15 protein-coding genes are annotated in these 17700 nt (G+C 57.2%); 6 read left to right on the forward strand and 9 right to left on the reverse strand.

What is annotated here, in order from left to right:
- Positions 1-7 precede the first annotated feature (7 nt).
- The 6 genes from GIW48_RS10175 to GIW48_RS10200 are packed head-to-tail and all read left to right on the forward strand — an operon-like array spanning position 8 to position 8321.
- Entirely contained in the window at positions 8-1630 is a 1623-nt protein-coding gene (locus tag GIW48_RS10175; protein WP_236460666.1) for an O-antigen ligase family protein, read from the forward strand.
- Positions 1630-3471: an asparagine synthase (glutamine-hydrolyzing) gene (gene asnB / locus GIW48_RS10180; RefSeq protein ID WP_186617320.1), complete on the forward strand. Its 1842-nt coding sequence runs from the start codon at positions 1630-1632 to the stop codon at positions 3469-3471. Before GIW48_RS10175 ends, asnB begins: the two co-directional genes overlap by 1 nt.
- Before the next feature lie 60 nt (positions 3472-3531).
- Positions 3532-5160: a heparinase II/III family protein gene (locus GIW48_RS10185; protein WP_170038947.1), complete on the forward strand. Its 1629-nt coding sequence runs from the start codon at positions 3532-3534 to the stop codon at positions 5158-5160.
- Positions 5161-5167: 7 nt separating this feature from the next.
- Entirely contained in the window at positions 5168-6346 is a 1179-nt protein-coding gene (locus GIW48_RS10190) for a glycosyltransferase family 4 protein (protein ID WP_017136097.1), read from the forward strand.
- A 2-nt stretch (positions 6347-6348) separates the two neighbouring features.
- Complete coding sequence (locus GIW48_RS10195; RefSeq protein ID WP_138449026.1) at positions 6349-7308, forward strand: UDP-glucose 4-epimerase family protein; 960 nt, start codon at positions 6349-6351, stop codon at positions 7306-7308.
- Positions 7305-8321, forward strand: coding sequence for an MraY family glycosyltransferase (locus GIW48_RS10200; RefSeq protein ID WP_017136099.1), 1017 nt, complete (start codon positions 7305-7307; stop codon positions 8319-8321). The genes GIW48_RS10195 and GIW48_RS10200 overlap by 4 nt, the downstream gene beginning before the upstream one ends.
- Before the next feature lie 60 nt (positions 8322-8381).
- Here GIW48_RS10200 and GIW48_RS10205 read toward each other — a convergent pair whose 3' ends face one another.
- The 9 genes from GIW48_RS10205 to serC all read right to left on the reverse strand — a co-directional run bounded on the left by GIW48_RS10205 (position 8382) and on the right by serC (position 17542).
- The gene (locus tag GIW48_RS10205) at positions 8382-8609 is read right to left on the reverse strand and encodes a LapA family protein (RefSeq protein WP_186617316.1); all 228 of its coding nucleotides are present in this window, start codon (positions 8607-8609) and stop codon (positions 8382-8384) included.
- 19 nt (positions 8610-8628) lie between these two features.
- Positions 8629-8922 carry an integration host factor subunit beta gene (gene ihfB, locus GIW48_RS10210; RefSeq protein WP_003172657.1) on the reverse strand — a complete coding sequence of 98 codons (294 nt, stop codon included), beginning with the start codon at positions 8920-8922 and terminating at the stop codon, positions 8629-8631.
- Between the two features lie 132 nt (positions 8923-9054).
- Positions 9055-9339, reverse strand: coding sequence for a hypothetical protein (locus GIW48_RS10215; RefSeq protein ID WP_017136101.1), 285 nt, complete (start codon positions 9337-9339; stop codon positions 9055-9057).
- Between the two features lie 161 nt (positions 9340-9500).
- Positions 9501-11195 carry a 30S ribosomal protein S1 gene (gene rpsA, locus GIW48_RS10220; RefSeq protein WP_017136102.1) on the reverse strand — a complete coding sequence of 565 codons (1695 nt, stop codon included), beginning with the start codon at positions 11193-11195 and terminating at the stop codon, positions 9501-9503.
- Positions 11196-11315: 120 nt separating this feature from the next.
- Positions 11316-12005 (reverse strand): (d)CMP kinase, encoded by a 690-nt coding sequence (gene cmk / locus GIW48_RS10225; RefSeq protein WP_003172653.1) that lies wholly within the window; start codon positions 12003-12005, stop codon positions 11316-11318.
- A complete protein-coding gene (locus tag GIW48_RS10230; protein ID WP_236460676.1) occupies positions 12002-14212 on the reverse strand; it encodes a bifunctional prephenate dehydrogenase/3-phosphoshikimate 1-carboxyvinyltransferase in 2211 nt (736 codons plus the stop codon). The genes cmk and GIW48_RS10230 overlap by 4 nt, the downstream gene beginning before the upstream one ends.
- 28 nt (positions 14213-14240) lie before the next feature.
- Positions 14241-15353, reverse strand: a complete 1113-nt coding sequence (hisC, locus tag GIW48_RS10235) for a histidinol-phosphate transaminase (RefSeq protein ID WP_236460667.1) — start codon at positions 15351-15353, stop codon at positions 14241-14243.
- A 9-nt stretch (positions 15354-15362) separates the two neighbouring features.
- Positions 15363-16457 (reverse strand): prephenate dehydratase, encoded by a 1095-nt coding sequence (pheA, locus tag GIW48_RS10240; protein WP_003172650.1) that lies wholly within the window; start codon positions 16455-16457, stop codon positions 15363-15365.
- Positions 16457-17542 (reverse strand): 3-phosphoserine/phosphohydroxythreonine transaminase, encoded by a 1086-nt coding sequence (gene serC / locus GIW48_RS10245; RefSeq protein ID WP_026013609.1) that lies wholly within the window; start codon positions 17540-17542, stop codon positions 16457-16459. Before serC ends, pheA begins: the two co-directional genes overlap by 1 nt.
- Between the last annotated feature and the right edge of the window lie 158 nt (positions 17543-17700).

Consider the following 17700-nt stretch of genomic DNA (forward strand, 5'->3'; position numbering starts at 1 on the left):
TACCGCAATGCGTCAACCTGACTGCGTAAAAAATTCCATGGCGATCACGGCGGCAGCGCTCATCGCCATTTTATTTATGCTGGATCCTGGCGTGCTTTTCTACACGGCCATTATCGGCAGCGCTTTATTGGTATTGACGGCCATCATGTCGCCTTGGCTGGGTTTATTGGCGCTATTCCCATTGGCCTTTGCTCTCCACCCCGCGCCCACTTCGTTGGGCGCTCAGGAAGTGGCGTTTGCTGCCCTGCTGGTGGCGGTATTCCTCAGCGCATTGATCAAATTGCTCCGTACTCTGGGTTTTACATCGGTCCTGCGCCTGTTCGCCGCGCCATTGCTAATAGGCCTTGGGTTTCTAGTGCTGAACCTGGTTGTAGCGATGTACCACCATGTTCCGATGACTGATTGGCTCAGAGGGGTCGTGCCCTTTCTGTTTATCTATGCACTGATCCCGATCTGCGCTCTTGTAGGCCGCGAAGAAAACAACGTTCGTTGGCTCGGCGCTTCGGTGGGAACCCTGATTTTATTGACCGCAGGCTACATCGTTTTCTATTACTTCTATCACGGTCTGTGGCAGCCGTACTGGACCCTTGAGGTCAACGGGGAGATGGTAAAAATCCCTTATGAAGAAGCGCTGCGCAACGTTAACGCACAGGGCCCAATGCGTGATCGCATCACCATGGTGCTGGCGCAAGCAACCGACGCGATCCTGCCGCTGGGCATGGTGCTCGGCTATGTCGTCGGCACGCTGACCCCTGACCGAAGGGTTGCATCGATCAGTGGCCTGATATCGCTGCTGTGCACAGCCGCCGTGCTGATCACATTCACACGAAGCATGCTGATCAGTGCATTTCTCGTCATTGGCTTGTTCGCGCTCTATACCTTTTTCGCGCGCAGGCACTTATGGCTAAAAGTAGTATCCGGCATTGTCATTCAAGCGCTGTTTTGCCTTGTGTTTATTTTTGCCACCGGCATGCAAGACGTATGGCTCGGGCGCATGAACTCCCTGGCGAATACTGCATTACCTATCGCAACCTCTTCCATTGCGTCCATGGGAGAGAAACACACGCAACCTGACGCTGCGGCGCCTGTAGCCTCCGAATCCAAGCCCGCTGCCAACGAGAAGCAGGACTTCAACGTCTCTTCCCGGGTACAGGAATATAAAATCGCCTGGCGCATGTTTCAGGACCACCCCGCGCTGGGCAATGGTATCGGGATCAAACACGAGATGCGCTGGGAGAGACCCGGCGGTGATTCATTCACGGAGTCAGTTGGCTATATCCATAACTGGCCACTGTACATGCTGATGGTCGGCGGCGTCTTAGGGCTGCTGATGTACATCACTGTCCTCGGTGCTCCCGTTTTATATCGGTTCACCACTCTAAAATCCGACCCCGCTCACCTCACCGTGATTCGCACGGCGGTCATGACGCTGGCGATCTACGGGTTGTTCTTCGCGGTGTTTCGCCTGATCTCTTTCAACTTACTGCTCGCAGCAGCTTGGGGCGTAATGCTGGCGCATAAGCATTCAAATCAAATGATGGGTACCGCCTTGCCTGACGGGCATACAGCGTCACTCTCCAACACCAGGCCGGAAACGGTCGTCAAAGACCCCAGGGAGACGTCGGTATAATGTGTGGCCTCAGCTTTTTTGCAGTCAAAGACGGTGTACCCGAGACCCAGGCCCAAATGGAAAAAAGCCTGGCGGTTACACGGCACCGTGGCCCGGATGCATCCGGCACCTATTTCGCCAGTGTCGCGGGCTATCAGGTAGGGCTAGGACACAACAGGCTGAGCATCCTGGATTTGTCACCGACTGGCAGCCAGCCGATGTTTGCCGACAATCATGGTGTAAGTATCGTGTTCAATGGCGAGGTGTTTAACCATCACGAATTGCGCCGGCAACTGATCGAAAAAGGCTATACCTTCAAAGGCACCTCCGATACCGAAGTTATCCTGCAATTGTACGTAGAACATCAAGAGCAGGCCTTTGCACTGCTTGAAGGCATGTTCACGTTTGTCATATTGGATGAGCCGCGCCAAAAAACCTTTCTGGTAAGGGACGTCGTTGGCATCAAGCCGGTGTATTGCTACACCGGCGTCGACGGCTTCTACGCCTGCTCAGAAATCCGCGGCCTGAAATGTTTTTCGCAGGTAAACACCGACATAGACCCTGATGATGTCTTTGAGTTTTTCAACAACGGCTTTCTCTACGAGCCCAACACCGGCTACACATCCATCAAGAAACTGATGCCCGGTAGTTACCTGGCGTTCGACCTGGCAACCGGCAAGATGACAACCCAGCGTTACCAGAGCGCCATGCACTTCAAGACCGAGCAAAGCCTCGTGCAGGATGTGCGTTCTGCCGTGACGCGCCAATTGGAAGCGGACGTCCCGGTCGGGGTATTTTTCAGTGGTGGCGCAGACTCCAGCATCCTGGCAAGTTTCACCGGTGATGCTGACTTATTTTTTGCACAGTACGACGCAACGGACGACTCCGCTGTCGATACGAAGTTTTCCGCCAGGATCGCCGAACACCTTGGCAAAAAGCTGGTGGTCACGGAGATTCTCGACTCAGATATAGACCCCTTCGAGTCCATCGACTTCGTCGCTGCCAACACCGAAGAACTGGTATCCGACTATACGTTCTGGGCAACCTACCGCTTGTCCACCGAAGCCAGGAAAAGTGGATATACCGTCATGCTCAGTGGCATGGGCGGAGATGAGGCGTTTGCAGGATACCCACGCTACACAGTACTCAAGCATCACACACTCATCAGGCTGCTGTATCCCGCATTAAGTGCACTGCTAAAACTCAAGTTATTTCCAAAGCGGCTCGACAAAAAGTTCGAACGGTTGGTGTCCTATGCTCAGGAAAACTATTGGCCCCTGGCGTATTCGCGCATGCTGGGGTACTTCTCCCGCCAAGAGTTGCAGGGCTTTTTTCGTGACTACAACGAGCTTGAACGACACTACAAGCAACGCCTGTCCGGCGTAATGGATCAGTACAGCGGCGCCGTTGAAGACAAAGTCAAATGTGCACAGCATTTTGACCAGACAGGCTTCTTGAGCCATAACCTGAGTGTCTCGGACAAGGCCAGTATGTTGGCCAGTATCGAACTGCGCGTTCCGTTGCTGGACGAGCGTGTGGTGGCCAGCGGTCTTGCAACCTCAAGTGCAGATTTGCTTAAAGGCGGAGCGCCAAAGGCCCCACTCAAACAGCTCCTGAAAAGTCTGCTTCCCGCCTCATTGGTTGATCGCCCCAAAACAGGCTTCAACCCACCTCTGGATGGCATTATTCAACGCATAGGCCAACAACGCCTGCTCGCCGAGTTCGAGCGCATCTACACCTATGTGGCCCGAGGAGAGGTGGAAAAATTAGTGAACAATCATTTTTCAGGCAGCGCAAACAACACCTACAAACTCTGGCAGGTGTTGTACTTCGAGCGCTGGCTGAAAATAAATTTCCCTTAACTGGCGTCAGTCAATACTCACTACTTTAACTTTCAAGTGACTGACCTAAGCAGGACGTTGATGCAACGAATAATCAAGCTCTACCACACCGTTAAAATGCTGCGATTGAAGCAGGTTGTTTACCGTCTTTACTATCGCTTCGCTAAAGTTCGGCCTTTTTCGGCACAAGGCTTTACCCGGCGCCCCGGAATTAACCTGGCGAAGGCTCCCCATTGGTGTGCCTCGCGCTTCGGTGCCGACGAACAGTTTGAATTCATGGGCCTGACGGCACCGATTGATTGGCACGATCAGACACGCCCGAAAATTTGGCAATACAACCTGCATTATCTGGATCATCTGGCCTCTTCAGGCGAAGACCGAAGAGACTTCGACACGCGCCTGGTCAACAGTTGGATCACAAACAACGCCCCCTTTCACGGATGCGGCTGGGAACCCTATACGCTCTCTTTGCGCATCGTAAATCTGATCAAGTGGATGCAACAACAACCGAGCCTGGAACCGCACTGGCTGGACAGCCTGGCTACACAGGCCTACGCGCTGTCTGAACAGATCGAATATCACATTCTCGCTAACCATTTGTTCGTGAATGGCAAGGCACTGGTGTTTGCCGGGAGCTTTCTGAACGGCGATCGGGCAGACAGCTGGCTGTCCAAGGGTTTGAAGATCCTTGATGAGGAAATCAAGGAGCAGTTTCTGGCGGACGGTGCGCACTTCGAACTTTCACCCATGTACCACGCGTCTCTTCTTTGGGACATCTGCGACCTGCTGAACCTGGCCACTCACTCCGAGCTGCCGGAACTTAACATTCGCAAAAACCAATGGAAGCACCAGATTGAGCAAGGCCTGGTCTGGTTACGCAGCCTCCAGCACCCGGATGGTGGCATTGCGTTCTTTAATGACTCGGCATTCGGCATTGCACCCACACTGCTCGATATAGAGGCGTACGCGTTTGAATTGGGATGCCGTGCGCCCAATGACATGCCCACCGCTACGATTGCAGCTGTACACCAGGCTGAAAGTGGCTACGTGGCGATCAATTTTGGCGATCAGTGCAAGGCATTGTTGAACCTTGCGCAGGTTGCGCCTGATTACCAGCCAGGTCATACCCATGCGGACACCCTGAGCTTCGAACTCAGCCTGTTTGGACAGCGCGTGTTCGTCAACTCTGGAACGTCTCAATACGGCGAAGACGCGGAACGTCAACGGCAACGCAGCACGGCAGCGCACAACACAATAGAAGTGAACGGTGAAAACTCATCTGAAGTCTGGGCCGGATTCAGGGTCGCACGACGCGCACGCACCTGCGTGGATAAGCTGGAACACACAGTCGACACCGTACGTGTCAGTGGCAGCCATGACGGCTACCTGCGTCTACCGGGGAAAAACCTGCACGCTCGTGAGTGGGTTGCGATGGCCGGTGAATTACAGGTGATAGATTCCGTCTCCGGCAAATTCGATCAAGCTGTATCAAGGCTATTTTTACACCCTGATATCCACACCACTCAACAAGGCAACACGGTAACGATCACCCTGCCCGGCGGTCAGGTCGCTGTCGCGACACTAGAGGGCGCAACCCGGATCAATGTGGTGTCTTCCACATGGCATCCGGAATTCGGCAAGTCTGTTCCCAATCAGTGCATCGTCGCTGAAATGTCGACAGACAAACTGACCACCCGCATAACCTGGTGAGGCTTACGTGAAACTTTTGATTTTGAGCTTTTACTACCAGCCTGATCTGTCAGCCGGTTCATTCCGCACGACAGCACTGGTAGACGCACTTCTGGAGCAACTCCCTGCAGACGCCCATATTGAGTTGATCACAACCCTGCCGAATCGCTACAGCTCCTTCAGCAGTCAAGCCCCGGAACTGGAGAAGCACCCGAGGCTCACCATCCGCCGAGTGGCCCTGCCTGGCCACAAGAGCGGGATGGTCGATCAAGCAAGAGCGTTTCTGGTGTATGCCAACGCTGCACGCAAGATTGTGCGAAACCAAGACTACGATCTTGTCTATGCGACTTCTTCACGCCTGATGACCGCTACGCTGGGAGCGGTGATCGCACGCACAAAACGAACGCCACTCTACTTGGATATACGCGACATCTTTGTCGACACGATCAAGGATGTGCTGTCCAAAGAAAAAGTCTGGTTGCTTAAACCCTTATTATCGCTGGTTGAACGTTTTACCATTCACTCGGCGCAAAAGGTCAACCTGGTCTCTGAAGGTTTTCTTCCTTACTTCAAATCACGCTATCCCGACCAACGCTACTCCACCTATACGAATGGCATCGATGGCGAATTCCTGGATGCGCAACCCGTCGCTGAAGAAAAGGTGCCCAGCCCGATCCTGGACATTGTCTATGCGGGAAATATCGGTGAAGGCCAGGGGCTGCACAACATTATCCCCCAACTGGCCAAACAACTTGAAGGGAAGGTGCGATTCCGCGTGATCGGCGACGGAGGCCGGATCGAGCTGTTAAAACAAGCCATTGTCACTCACGCCTGTACTAACGTTGAACTCTTGAAACCGGTCAAGCGCGAACAATTGATCGAGGCTTATCAGTCGGCGGATGTGCTTTTCCTGCATTTGAACGACCACGACGCCTTCCGCAAAGTCTTGCCATCAAAAGTCTTTGAATACGCTGCACTGGGCAAACCGATCTGGGCGGGCATCTCTGGTTACGCAGCCAGTTTTGTCTCTGAACATATTGAAAACGCTGCCGTGTTTGCGCCGTGTGACGCCGCCGCAGGGATCCAGTCCTTCAAGACTCTCAATATTATGACGCGCCCGCGCCATGCCTTCGTCGAGCGTTTCGCGCGTGGCCGCATCATGCGCGAAATGGCGAAAGATGTTCTTTCACTCACAGGAACTCCTTGATTATGCAAATCCTCCTGACGGGAGCGAGTGGCTTTGTCGGTAGCGGGTTAATCGCGCCACTGCTTAAACGCCAGCACTCGATTACCGCTGCTGTACGCGAGCTCAAGGCCGATCTTGATACGCGCGTCAACCAGCGCCTTATCGGCGGGCTATCCGACGATCAGGATTGGCAGTTGTTGCTCGAGAGCCAAGAAACGGTGATCCACCTGGCCGCCCGGGTCCATGTCATGAGTGACGCATCCACCGATCCACTTGCCGAATACCGGCGGATCAATGTCGAAGGCACCTTAAACCTGGCCCGCCAAGCGGCGGCTGCCGGGGTTAAGCGCTTTATATTTATCAGCTCGATCAAGGTCAATGGCGAGAGCACGGCGACTGGCGCGCCGTATACGGCTGACGGTCCCACAACCCCTACCGACCCTTACGGCATCTCCAAAAAGGAAGCAGAGCAAGGCCTGCGAAAACTGGCTTCTGAAACTGGCATGGAAGTGGTGATCATTCGTCCCGTATTGGTCTACGGACCCGGCGTTCAAGCGAACTTCCTGAGCATGATGCGCTGGTTGCATAAAGGCCTGCCCTTGCCCTTTGGCGCCGTGAACAATCGACGCAGCCTGGTTGCCCTGGACAACTTGATTGATTTGATTGTGACGTGCACCGAGCACCCCGCTGCCGCCAATCAAACCTTCCTGGTCAGTGACGGGGAGGACCTCTCGACCACAGCGCTTTTGCGTCGAATGGGAACGGCTCTGAACAAGCCCGCACGCTTGCTACCTGTGCCGAGTTGGTTGCTGCAAACCGGCGCCACTGCGCTGGGTCGCCGGGCACTCGCTCAAAGGCTATGCGGCTCCCTGCAGGTCGATATTGGCAAGACCCGCGAACTGCTGGGCTGGACACCGCCGAGCAGCGTTGACCAGGCACTGAGTAAAACAGGTAAACACTTTTTGGAACGGCAAACTAAATGAATATGTGGTGGTTGTTACCGGCTGTGACGATTGTCGCACTCCTTTTAACGGGGGCCTTGCGTCATTACGCTCTGGCTCGAAGCCTGATCGACATCCCGAATGCGCGCAGCTCGCACGTCGTGCCTACGCCCAGGGGCGGTGGTGTCTCGATCGTCGTCAGCTTTCTGTTAGCGCTATTGCTGACTGCCAGCCTTGGCCTGATTACATGGCCACTCACGTACGCATTATTCGGCGCCGGGACCGGCATCGCGGTATTGGGTTTTTTGGACGACCATGGCCATATCAGCGCACGTTGGCGCCTGCTAGGGCACTTTATAGCCGCGGCATGGGCACTGTTCTGGATCGGTGGCCTGCCGCCGCTGGTGGTGGCGGGATTCGCCGTCGACTTGAGCTGGATCGGCCATATGCTGGCAGCGGTCTACCTGGTATGGCTGCTGAACTTGTATAACTTCATGGATGGAATTGATGGAATCGCCAGCGTCGAGGCTATTTGCGTATGCCTTGGCAGTGCGCTGCTCTATTGGCTAACAGGTCATGAGCTGATCGCGTTTACACCGTTATTACTGGCGTTTGCAGTGGTTGGTTTCCTGTATTGGAACTTCCCAAAAGCCCGTATCTTCATGGGCGATGCGGGCAGCGGGTTCCTCGGCATCACGCTGGGGGTGCTGTCGCTGCAAGCGGCCTGGGTCTCGCCGCAGCTACTGTGGAGCTGGCTGATCCTGCTGGGTGTGTTTATCACTGATGCGACATGGACCTTGCTGCGCCGCCTGCTCAGAGGCGACAAAGTCTATGAGGCCCACCGCAGCCACGCCTACCAGTTCGCTTCTCGCCAGTTCGGTAAACACGCACCCGTTACCCTGGTGGTAGCGGCAATCAACATTGGATGGCTGTTACCTATGGCGCTGCTCGTGGGCAACGGCACGGTGGATGGCTTTCTGGGACTGCTGGTGGCCTATCTGCCGCTGATAGCGTTGGCCGTAAAGTTCAGGGCTGGAGAGAAAGAACCGAATTGAACCAGTGCAAAGGGGCGGCGATCGCCTCCCCTTCCTTCCACTCATCAATAGTGGCCAGGATCAAACTCGAGTCTTGCGCCGCGCCCTGGCAACCCACGCCATCAGTGGGCCAACAAGCATTCCGACCAATAAAGCGAGCACTACGAAAACAGAAATTGGTAACTGCGGGGCTGCCCAACTCAGAAACTGCAGAGAAACCGACTGTTGATTTTCCAGCACAAATGCCACGATGCACAGCAGCAGCATCAACACTACCAGCATTGCAATAACACGCGTCAATCTACTCATGCCCACTCCCTCACGAGTATCAAACCTCGTCTTCATCCTCATTAACTCGATCGCGCAATTCCTTGCCCGGCTTGAAGTGAGGCACAAACTTACCGTCAAGGCTGACGGATTGCCCGGTTTTCGGGTTGCGGCCCACTCGCGGTGCACGGTAGTGCAGGGAGAAACTGCCAAAACCACGGATCTCAATCCGATCCCCGGTAGCCAGGCATTGGGACATCTGTTCAAGCATAGTCTTGATAGCCAGCTCTACATCCTTGGATGAAAGCAGCCCTTGATGGGTGACAATTCGTTCGATCAACTCCGACTTCGTCATATTTTTCCCTTCTTTTTCAAGCAGCTAGGAAAAGCGCTTCGAAGGTTTTAGCATGACTTGGTGAATTTGAACAGCCCACCTGACAACTTATCTGCAGCATAAACGGATACCCGGAACACATGCTTGACCCCCTCAATTACAGATCACCAACATGGTACGAGTGACAGCGCCGGCAGGGTTCCAGCCGAACAGATAGTCACCCTCCTCGTCCTTGGCATCACTGGATCGGGTGATGACCTTGTAGCCCTGCATCTTGCACTCCCGGGCAGCGCGCTTCTCACACTTGTCCCAGTTGCTGCCAAGGCCCGAGCAATCGATCTCAATGCCGCTGACGCCGCGCTTGGCGTGGGTTTTGGCACTGGTGGCAGTGCAGCCGGCCAGCAGCACCACTGCGAATAAAACGATAAGCCTGTTCATTCAAATCCTTATTGAAACAACAACACAGCGGAGCATTTGTTAAGAACTATAGTCAGCTCTGACACTGGGCTGCACGCCTTGGTTCTAACTTGTTGATTCAACGAATTTCAGGCACAAAAAAGGGCGACCGAAGTCGCCCTTTTTCTATGGTCTGACAGAACTTAGTTCTGCTTTTCCATTTGTGCACGCAGCAGGTCGCCCAGAGTGGTCGGACCCGAAGCGATGTCAGAGGTAGCTGGCTTGTCGCGCAGGCTCTGGATTGCTTCTTTCTCTTCGATCTCGTCCTTGGACTTGATGGAGAGTTGGATCACGCGGCTCTTGCGGTCAACGCTGATGATCTTGGCTTCTACTTCCTGGCCTTCTTTCAGAACGTTGCGCGCGTCTTCAACGCGGTCACGGCTGATTTCGGAGGCTTTCAGAGTCGCTTCGATATCGTCGGCCAGAACGATGATGGCGCCTTTGGCGTCAACTTCTTTCACAGTGCCTTTAACGATTGCGCCTTTGTCGTTCTCTTGAACGTACTCGGAGAACGGATCGCTTTCCAGTTGCTTGATACCCAGGGAGATGCGCTCGCGCTCTGGGTCAACCGACAGGATAACGGTGTCCAGCTCGTCGCCCTTCTTGAAACGACGAACAGCTTCTTCGCCCACTTCGTTCCAGGAGATGTCGGACAGGTGAACCAGGCCGTCGATGCCGCCGTCCAGACCAATGAAGATACCGAAATCGGTGATCGACTTGATGGTGCCGGAGATTTTATCGCCCTTGTTGAACTGGCCAGAGAAATCTTCCCATGGGTTAGATTTGCACTGCTTGATGCCCAGGGAGATACGACGACGCTCTTCGTCGATGTCCAGAACCATAACTTCCACTTCGTCGCCGACTTGTACGACTTTCGAAGGGTGGATGTTCTTGTTGGTCCAGTCCATTTCGGAAACGTGTACCAGGCCTTCCACGCCTTCTTCCAGCTCTGCGAAGCAGCCGTAGTCGGTCAGGTTGGTAACACGCGCGGTTACGCGAGTGCTTTCTGGGTAACGAGCTTTGATAGCAACCCATGGATCTTCGCCCAGCTGCTTCAAGCCCAGGGAAACGCGGTTACGCTCACGATCGTACTTCAGAACCTTGACATCGATCTCGTCGCCAACGTTGACGATTTCGGAAGGATGCTTGATACGCTTCCAAGCCATGTCGGTAATGTGCAGCAGGCCATCGACGCCACCCAGATCGACGAATGCGCCGTAATCGGTGAGGTTCTTGACGATACCTTTGACTTGTTGGCCTTCCTGCAGGGATTCCAGCAGAGCTTCACGCTCGGCGGAGTTCTCTGCTTCCAGGACGCTGCGACGGGAAACGACAACGTTGTTGCGCTTCTGGTCGAGTTTGATGACCTTGAATTCGAGTTCTTTGCCTTCCAGGTGCGTGGTGTCGCGCACAGGACGAACGTCGACCAAAGAACCTGGCAGGAACGCACGGATGCCGTTAACGTCGACAGTGAAGCCGCCTTTAACCTTACCGTTGATAACGCCCTTGACCACTTCTTCAGCTGCGAAGGCTGCTTCGAGAACAATCCAGCATTCAGCGCGCTTGGCTTTTTCACGGGACAGCTTGGTTTCACCGAAACCGTCTTCAACCGAGTCCAGAGCAACGTGAACTTCGTCACCGACATTGATAGTCAGATCGCCAGCATCGTTGTAGAACTGTTCCAGCGGGATCAGAGCTTCAGACTTCAGACCAGCGTGAACGGTTACCCAGCGAGCTTGGTAATCGATATCAACGATAACACCGGTGATGATGGAGCCTGCCTGAAGGTTCAGGGTTTTTAGGCTTTCTTCAAAGAGTTCCGCAAAGCTTTCGCTCATTTTAATTCCTGTTGATAAGGGCGAAGAATACGCCCATCTCCACACCCCAGACGGTGTGGGTCAGTTTCAGTTAAAAGAAGCCACCGCAGGACTATGACTGGTCCCCTGCGGCCTTCTTGATCACCCGGCGATATCGCGAATGGCGATTTCACTCAAGATGCGTTCCAGCACCTGCTCGATGGACAACTCCGTGGAATCCAGCTGTATGGCGTCAGCCGCCGGCTTTAGCGGGGCTACCGCACGCTGGGTATCACGCTCATCGCGTGCACGGATCTCATCTAGCAGACTCGACAGACTAACACCATCGACTTTGCCCTTCAACTGCAAGTAACGGCGGCGAGCACGCTCCTCGGCGCTGGCGGTCAGGAAAATCTTCAGCGGCGCCTCGGGAAACACCACGGTACCCATGTCACGGCCATCAGCGACCAGGCCCGGCGGCTCCTGAAACGCCCGCTGGCGCTGCAGCAATGCGTCACGCACGGCCGGCAGAGCGGCAACCTGGGAGGCCCAGGAGCCGACTTGTTCGTTGCGCAGGTCATCGGTCACGTCATCACCCTCAAGGATGATGCGCTGCGGATGACCTTCCGTCGCGCCGACGAACTGCACATCAAGGTGCGCCGCCAGCAGCTTCAGGGATTCTTCGTTGGTCAGGTCGACGCCATGGTTGCGTGCGGCAAAGGCCAGCAGGCGGTACAGCGCGCCGGAATCCAGCAGGCACCAGCCCAGGCGCTTGGCCAGAATGCCGGCGATCGTGCCTTTGCCCGAGCCGCTTGGCCCGTCGATGGTAATCACCGGTGCTTTGATATTCACAATTGAGCCTCTTGGGCAACACGGATGCCGACGTGGGCACACAGTGTAAGAAAATTCGGAAAAGACGTAGCAACATTGGCGCAGTCACGGATACGAATCGGCGCGGCCGCCCGTAGGGAGGCCACGCTGAACGCCATGGCGATGCGGTGATCACCATGGGATGGCACTTCGCCACCGCCCATCGGGCCACCGTCAATGATAATCCCATCAGGTGTCGGTTCACACTTCACGCCAAGGGCCAACAGACCATCGGCCATGACCTGGATGCGGTCGGACTCCTTGACCCGCAGTTCTTCGGCGCCACGCAGCACGGTGCGCCCTTTGGCGCAGGCCGCCGCCACGAACAACACCGGGAACTCGTCGATCGCCAGCGGCACCAGGGCCTCGGGAATCTCGATGCCTTTTAACTCAGCGGCGCGCACGCGCAGGTCGGCAACTGGCTCACCGCCCACTTCACGCGGGTTTTCCAGGGTGATATCCGCGCCCATCAGCCGCAGGATATCGATCACGCCAGTGCGCGTCGGGTTAACGCCAACGTGCTCCAACAGCAACTCGGAGCCTTCAGCAATCGAAGCCGCCACCAGAAAGAACGCCGAAGAGGAAATATCCCCCGGCACTTCTATATGTGTAGCCTTCAATGCATGGCCCGACTCGACAGACGCCGTAGCCCCCGCCACGGCAACCGGATAACCAAACCCACGCAACATCCGCTCGGTATGATCACGGGTCGGCGCAGGCTCGGTCACCGAGGTCTTGCCCTCGGCATACAACCCGGCCAGCAACAGGCAGGACTTCACCTGCGCACTGGCCATCGGCATCGAATAGTCCAGGCCTTTGAGCGCCTGGCCACCGCGAATTGTCAACGGCGGATGCCCGTCCGGCCCGGTCTCGATCACTGCGCCCATTTCCCGCAGTGGCTTGGCCACGCGGTTCATCGGGCGTTTGGACAGCGATGCATCACCGGTCAACACACTGTCAAAGCGCTGCGCCGCGAGCAACCCGGACAGCAAACGCATCGACGTACCGGAGTTACCCAGGTAGATCGGCCCCGGCGCCGGCTGCAAACCGTGCAACCCCACACCATGAATCGTCACGCGCCCGTGGTGCGGCCCTTCAATCACAACGCCCATGTCACGAAACGCCTGCAGGGTTGCCAGGGCATCTTCGCCTTCGAGGAAACCTTCGACTTCGGTCACGCCGTCGGCCAATGAGCCCAGCATGATCGAGCGATGGGAGATCGACTTGTCGCCCGGCACCCGGATCTGCCCGCTCAAGCGGCCGCCCGGGTTGGCGAGAAAGGTCTGCTCATTGGCGTTCACAGCGGTTTCCATGTAGGCCCGGCGCGCCAGGATCTTGCTGAAATGCTCACGCGCAACCCGCGCACGGGTGAACACGCCCAATAATTGATGGCCATCACCCGCATCAACCGCATCGCGCAAGGCGTCGAGGTCACTGCGGAAGGTGTCCAGGGTGCGCAACACAGCTTCACGATTGGCGAGGAAGATGTCGTGCCACATCACCGGGTCACTGCCGGCAATCCGCGTGAAATCGCGAAAACCACCGGCGGCGTAACGGAAAATCTCAAGGTTTTCGTTGCGCTTGGCCAGAGAATCCACCAAGCCAAAGGCCAGCAAGTGCGGCAAATGGCTGGTCGCCGCCAACACTTCGTCGTGGCGCTCGACCTGCATGTGCTCGACATCCGCGCCCAACTCGCGCCACAGACGATCCACCACCGCCAAGGCCGCCGGATCGGTCTGCTCAAGCGGGGTCAGAATCACCTTATGGCGACGGAACAACTGCGCATTGGACGCCTCGACGCCGCTCTGCTCGGAACCGGCAATGGGATGGCCCGGCACAAAACGCGCCGGCATGCCGCCAAACGCGAGTTTGGCGGCGCGTACCACATTGCCTTTGGCACTGCCGACGTCCGTGAGGATCGCCTGCCCAAGGTCCATGCCGGCCAGCAAGGCCAGCAACTTCTCCATCGCCAGAATCGGCACGGCGAGCTGGATCACATCCGCGCCCTGGCACGCCAGCGCCAGGTCTGCCTCACAGCGGTCCACCACGCCCAGCTCCACCGCCAGCTTGCGCGATTGCGGGTCCAGGTCCACACCGACCAACTCGCCACACAGCCCGCTTTCACGCAGGCCCTTGGCGAAGGAGCCACCGATCAACCCCAGGCCGACCACCACCAGGCGACCGATCATAGGCACAGCAGGTTGCAATGCAGTGACATCAACCACGAGCCAGAACCTTGGCCAACGCCTCCAGGAAGCGACTGTTTTCGGCCGGCAAGCCAATGGTGATACGCAGGTGGTTCGGCATGCCGTAGTTGGCCACCGGGCGCACGATCACGCCTTCGCGCAGCAGGCCCTGGAACACCGGCGCGGCGACTTGGCCGAGGTCCACACAAATGAAGTTGCCCTTGGAAGGAATCCAGCCCAGACCCAGCTCACGGAAACCTTCCTGCAGCTGCAGCATGCCGCTTTCGTTGATGCGACGGCCTTCTTCGAGGTACTCGGCATCCTTGACCGCCGCACACGCCGCCGCCAACGCCAGGCTGTTGACGTTGAACGGCTGGCGCACACGGTTGAGCACATCGGCAACCACCGCGGTGGACAAGCCGTAACCCACGCGCAGCGATGCCAGGCCGTAGGCCTTGGAGAAGGTGCGCGACACCAGCAGGTTCGGGTAAGCCGCCAGGAAGTCCAGGCCGTCCGGCAGGTCGCTGCCTTCGGCGTACTCGATGTAGGCTTCGTCCAGCACCACCAGCACGTGCTCGGGCACATCCTGCAGGAAGTCGTTCAGCGCCTGGGCGCCGAACCAGGTGCCGGTCGGGTTGTTCGGGTTGGCGATAAACACCACGCGGGTTTGCGCGTCGATGGCCGCCAGCATGGCCGGCAGGTCATGGCCCCAATCCTTGGCAGGAATGACGCGGGCGTCAGCCCCCACAGCCTGGGTCACGATCGGGTAGACGGCGAACGCGTGCTCGCTGAACACCGCATTCAGGCCTGGCGCCAGGTACGCACGGCCGACCAGCTCAAGAATGTCGTTGGAACCGTTGCCCAGGGTTACCTGGTTCGGTTCGACGCGGCAGTTCTCGGCCAGCAGCGACTTGAGGGCGAAGCCATTACCGTCCGGGTAGCGGGTCAGCTCAGTCAGTTCCTCACGAATCGCCGCCAATACTTTTGGGCTTGGGCCCAGCGGGTTTTCGTTACTGGCCAGTTTTACGATCTTCGACGGGTCCAGGTTCAACTCACGCGCCAGCTCGTCCACAGGCTTGCCTGGAACGTAAGGCGACAGTTGTTGCACGCCCGGCTGAGCCAGGGCGAGGAAGTTGCCACTCATGTTAAAGCCTCACAAAACCGCTTTCGGGTAAGAGCCCAGCACCTTGAGTGCCACGGCTTCCTGACTGATTTTCTCCAGCACCCCTTTGACCAGCGGGTCGCGGTGGTGGCCGATGAAGTCGATAAAGAACACATACGTCCATTTACCGCTGCGCGAAGGGCGAGTTTCGATTCGCGTCAGGTCAATCCCGTTATCGTGGAACGGCACCAGCAGCTCATGCAGTGCGCCGGGCTTGTTGCTCATGGAGACGATGATCGAGGTTTTGTCGTCGCCGGTCGGCGGCACTTCCTGGCTGCCGATCATCAAGAAGCGCGTGGAGTTATCCGGGCGGTCTTCGATTTTTTCGGCCAGGCGCGTCAGGCCATACAGGCCCGCAGCCATGTCACCGGCGATGGCCGCCGAATTCCACTCACCCTTGACCCGCTTGGCCGCTTCGGCGTTGCTGGACACCGCCACGCGCTCGACATTCGGGTAATGCGCGTCCAGCCACTTGCGGCACTGGGCCAGCGATTGGGCGTGGGAGTAGATACGGCTGATGCTGTCGGTCTTGGTGTTCTCGCCCACCAGCAGGTGGTGGTGGATACGCAGTTCGACTTCACCGCAGATCACCATGTCGTGCTCAAGGAAGCTGTCCAGCGTGTGGTTGACCGCGCCTTCGGTGGAGTTTTCCACCGGCACCACGCCAAAATTCACCGCACCGGCCGCCACTTCGCGGAACACTTCATCGATGGCCGCCATCGGTTTGCTGATCACCGCGTGGCCAAAATGCTTCATGGCCGCTGCCTGGGTGAAGGTGCCTTCCGGGCCGAGGTACGCCACCTTAAGTGGCTGCTCCAGCGCCAGGCACGACGACATGATTTCACGGAACAACCGCGCCATCTCTTCGTTGCCCAACGGGCCTTTGTTGCGCTCCATCACGCGCTTGAGCACCTGGGCTTCGCGCTCAGGCCGGTAGAACACCGGCACTTCGCCTTCAGCCAGGGACGCCATTTTCACGCGGGCGACTTCCTGTGCGCAGCGCGCACGTTCACTGATCAGCTCCAGGACTTTCTCGTCCAGGCTGTCGATGCGTACACGCAGGGCCTTGAGTTCTTGCTCAGACATTAGCCGTGTTCCTTTTCGAACTCTGCCATGTAGGCAACCAGCGCGTTGATCGCGTGGATGTCGACAGCGTTGTAGATGGAGGCGCGCATGCCACCGACCGAACGGTGGCCCTTGAGGTTCAGCAGGCCACGTGCGTCGGCACCGGCCAGGAATGGCTTGTCCAGGCGGTCATCGGCCAGGCGGAACGGCACGTTCATCCACGAGCGGTCGGTGAGGTTGATCGGGTTGCTGTACAGGCCGCTGGCGTCGATGAAGTCGTACAGGGTGCGCTTCTTCTCTTCGTTGAGCTTGCCCATGGCGGCCACACCGCCCTGCTCTTTCAGCCATTCAAACACCAGGCCCGACAGGTACCAGGCGAACGCCGGCGGCGTGTTGTACATCGAGCCATTATCGGCCGCGACCTTGTAGTTGAGCATGGTCGGGCACAGCGAACGCGCGCGGCCCAGCAGGTCTTCGCGGACGATGTTGACCAGGATGCCGCTCGGGCCGATGTTCTTCTGCGCACCGGCGTAGATCATGCCGTATTTGGACACATCGATCGGGCGCGAGAGGATGTCCGAAGACATGTCGCACACCAACGGCACGTCACCCACTTCCGGCACCCAGTCAAACTCCAGGCCGCCGATGGTTTCGTTGGCGACGTAGTGTACGTAGGCCGCGTCTTTGGACAGCTTCCACTCGTTCTGACCCGGAATGGCGAAGTAATCGTACGGCTTGGCGGTACCCGCCACGTTGACGTGACCGTAGCGCGAGGCCTCTTCAATCGCCTTCTGACCCCAGATACCCGTGTCGATATAGTCGGCAGTGCCGTCTTCCGGCAGCAGGTTCAGCGGAATCTGGGCGAACTGCTGGCTCGCGCCGCCTTGCAGGAACAGCACCTTGTAGTTGGAAGGGATGTCCAGCAAGTCGCGCAGATCCTGCTCGGCCTTGGTGGCGATGGACACAAACTCATCGCTGCGATGGCTCATTTCCATCACGGAGAGGCCTTTTCCATGCCAGTCGAGGAGTTCACCCTGCGCACGCTGCAGGACTGCTTCAGGAAGCGCCGCGGGACCGGCACAGAAGTTATAGGCTCTCTTGCTCACATCCAATCTCACTCTGATCTGGTTGGGGCTGCAATCATGTTCGGCAACGGCCTTGCGCTGGCGCGAGCCCTTGTGGGAGCTGGCTTGCCTGCGATACAGGCACCTCGGTAGTTGCAGTGATACCGCGGTGATGCTATCGCAGGCAAGCCAGCTCCCAC

Source organism: Pseudomonas sp. PA-6-3C, from assembly GCF_021605825.1.
GTDB classification, from domain to species: domain Bacteria; phylum Pseudomonadota; class Gammaproteobacteria; order Pseudomonadales; family Pseudomonadaceae; genus Aquipseudomonas; species Aquipseudomonas edaphica.

Bases quoted from the DNA above. Each gene is read 5' to 3' on its own strand.
- GIW48_RS10205 (WP_186617316.1), bottom strand. From the start codon at position 8,609: ATGAGTAGATTGACGCGTGTTATTGCAATGCTGGTAGTGTTGATGCTG.
- GIW48_RS10215 (WP_017136101.1), bottom strand. From the start codon at position 9,339: ATGAACAGGCTTATCGTTTTATTCGCAGTGGTGCTGCTGGCCGGCTGC.
- asnB (WP_186617320.1), top strand. From the start codon at position 1,630: ATGTGTGGCCTCAGCTTTTTTGCAGTCAAAGACGGTGTACCCGAGACC.
- GIW48_RS10185 (WP_170038947.1), top strand. From the start codon at position 3,532: ATGCAACGAATAATCAAGCTCTACCACACCGTTAAAATGCTGCGATTG.
- rpsA (WP_017136102.1), bottom strand. From the start codon at position 11,195: ATGAGCGAAAGCTTTGCGGAACTCTTTGAAGAAAGCCTAAAAACCCTG.
- GIW48_RS10175 (WP_236460666.1), top strand. From the start codon at position 8: ATGCGTCAACCTGACTGCGTAAAAAATTCCATGGCGATCACGGCGGCA.
- pheA (WP_003172650.1), bottom strand. From the start codon at position 16,457: ATGTCTGAGCAAGAACTCAAGGCCCTGCGTGTACGCATCGACAGCCTG.
- GIW48_RS10230 (WP_236460676.1), bottom strand. From the start codon at position 14,212: ATGATCGGTCGCCTGGTGGTGGTCGGCCTGGGGTTGATCGGTGGCTCC.
- ihfB (WP_003172657.1), bottom strand. From the start codon at position 8,922: ATGACGAAGTCGGAGTTGATCGAACGAATTGTCACCCATCAAGGGCTG.
- GIW48_RS10200 (WP_017136099.1), top strand. From the start codon at position 7,305: ATGAATATGTGGTGGTTGTTACCGGCTGTGACGATTGTCGCACTCCTT.
- GIW48_RS10195 (WP_138449026.1), top strand. From the start codon at position 6,349: ATGCAAATCCTCCTGACGGGAGCGAGTGGCTTTGTCGGTAGCGGGTTA.
- hisC (WP_236460667.1), bottom strand. From the start codon at position 15,353: ATGAGTGGCAACTTCCTCGCCCTGGCTCAGCCGGGCGTGCAACAACTG.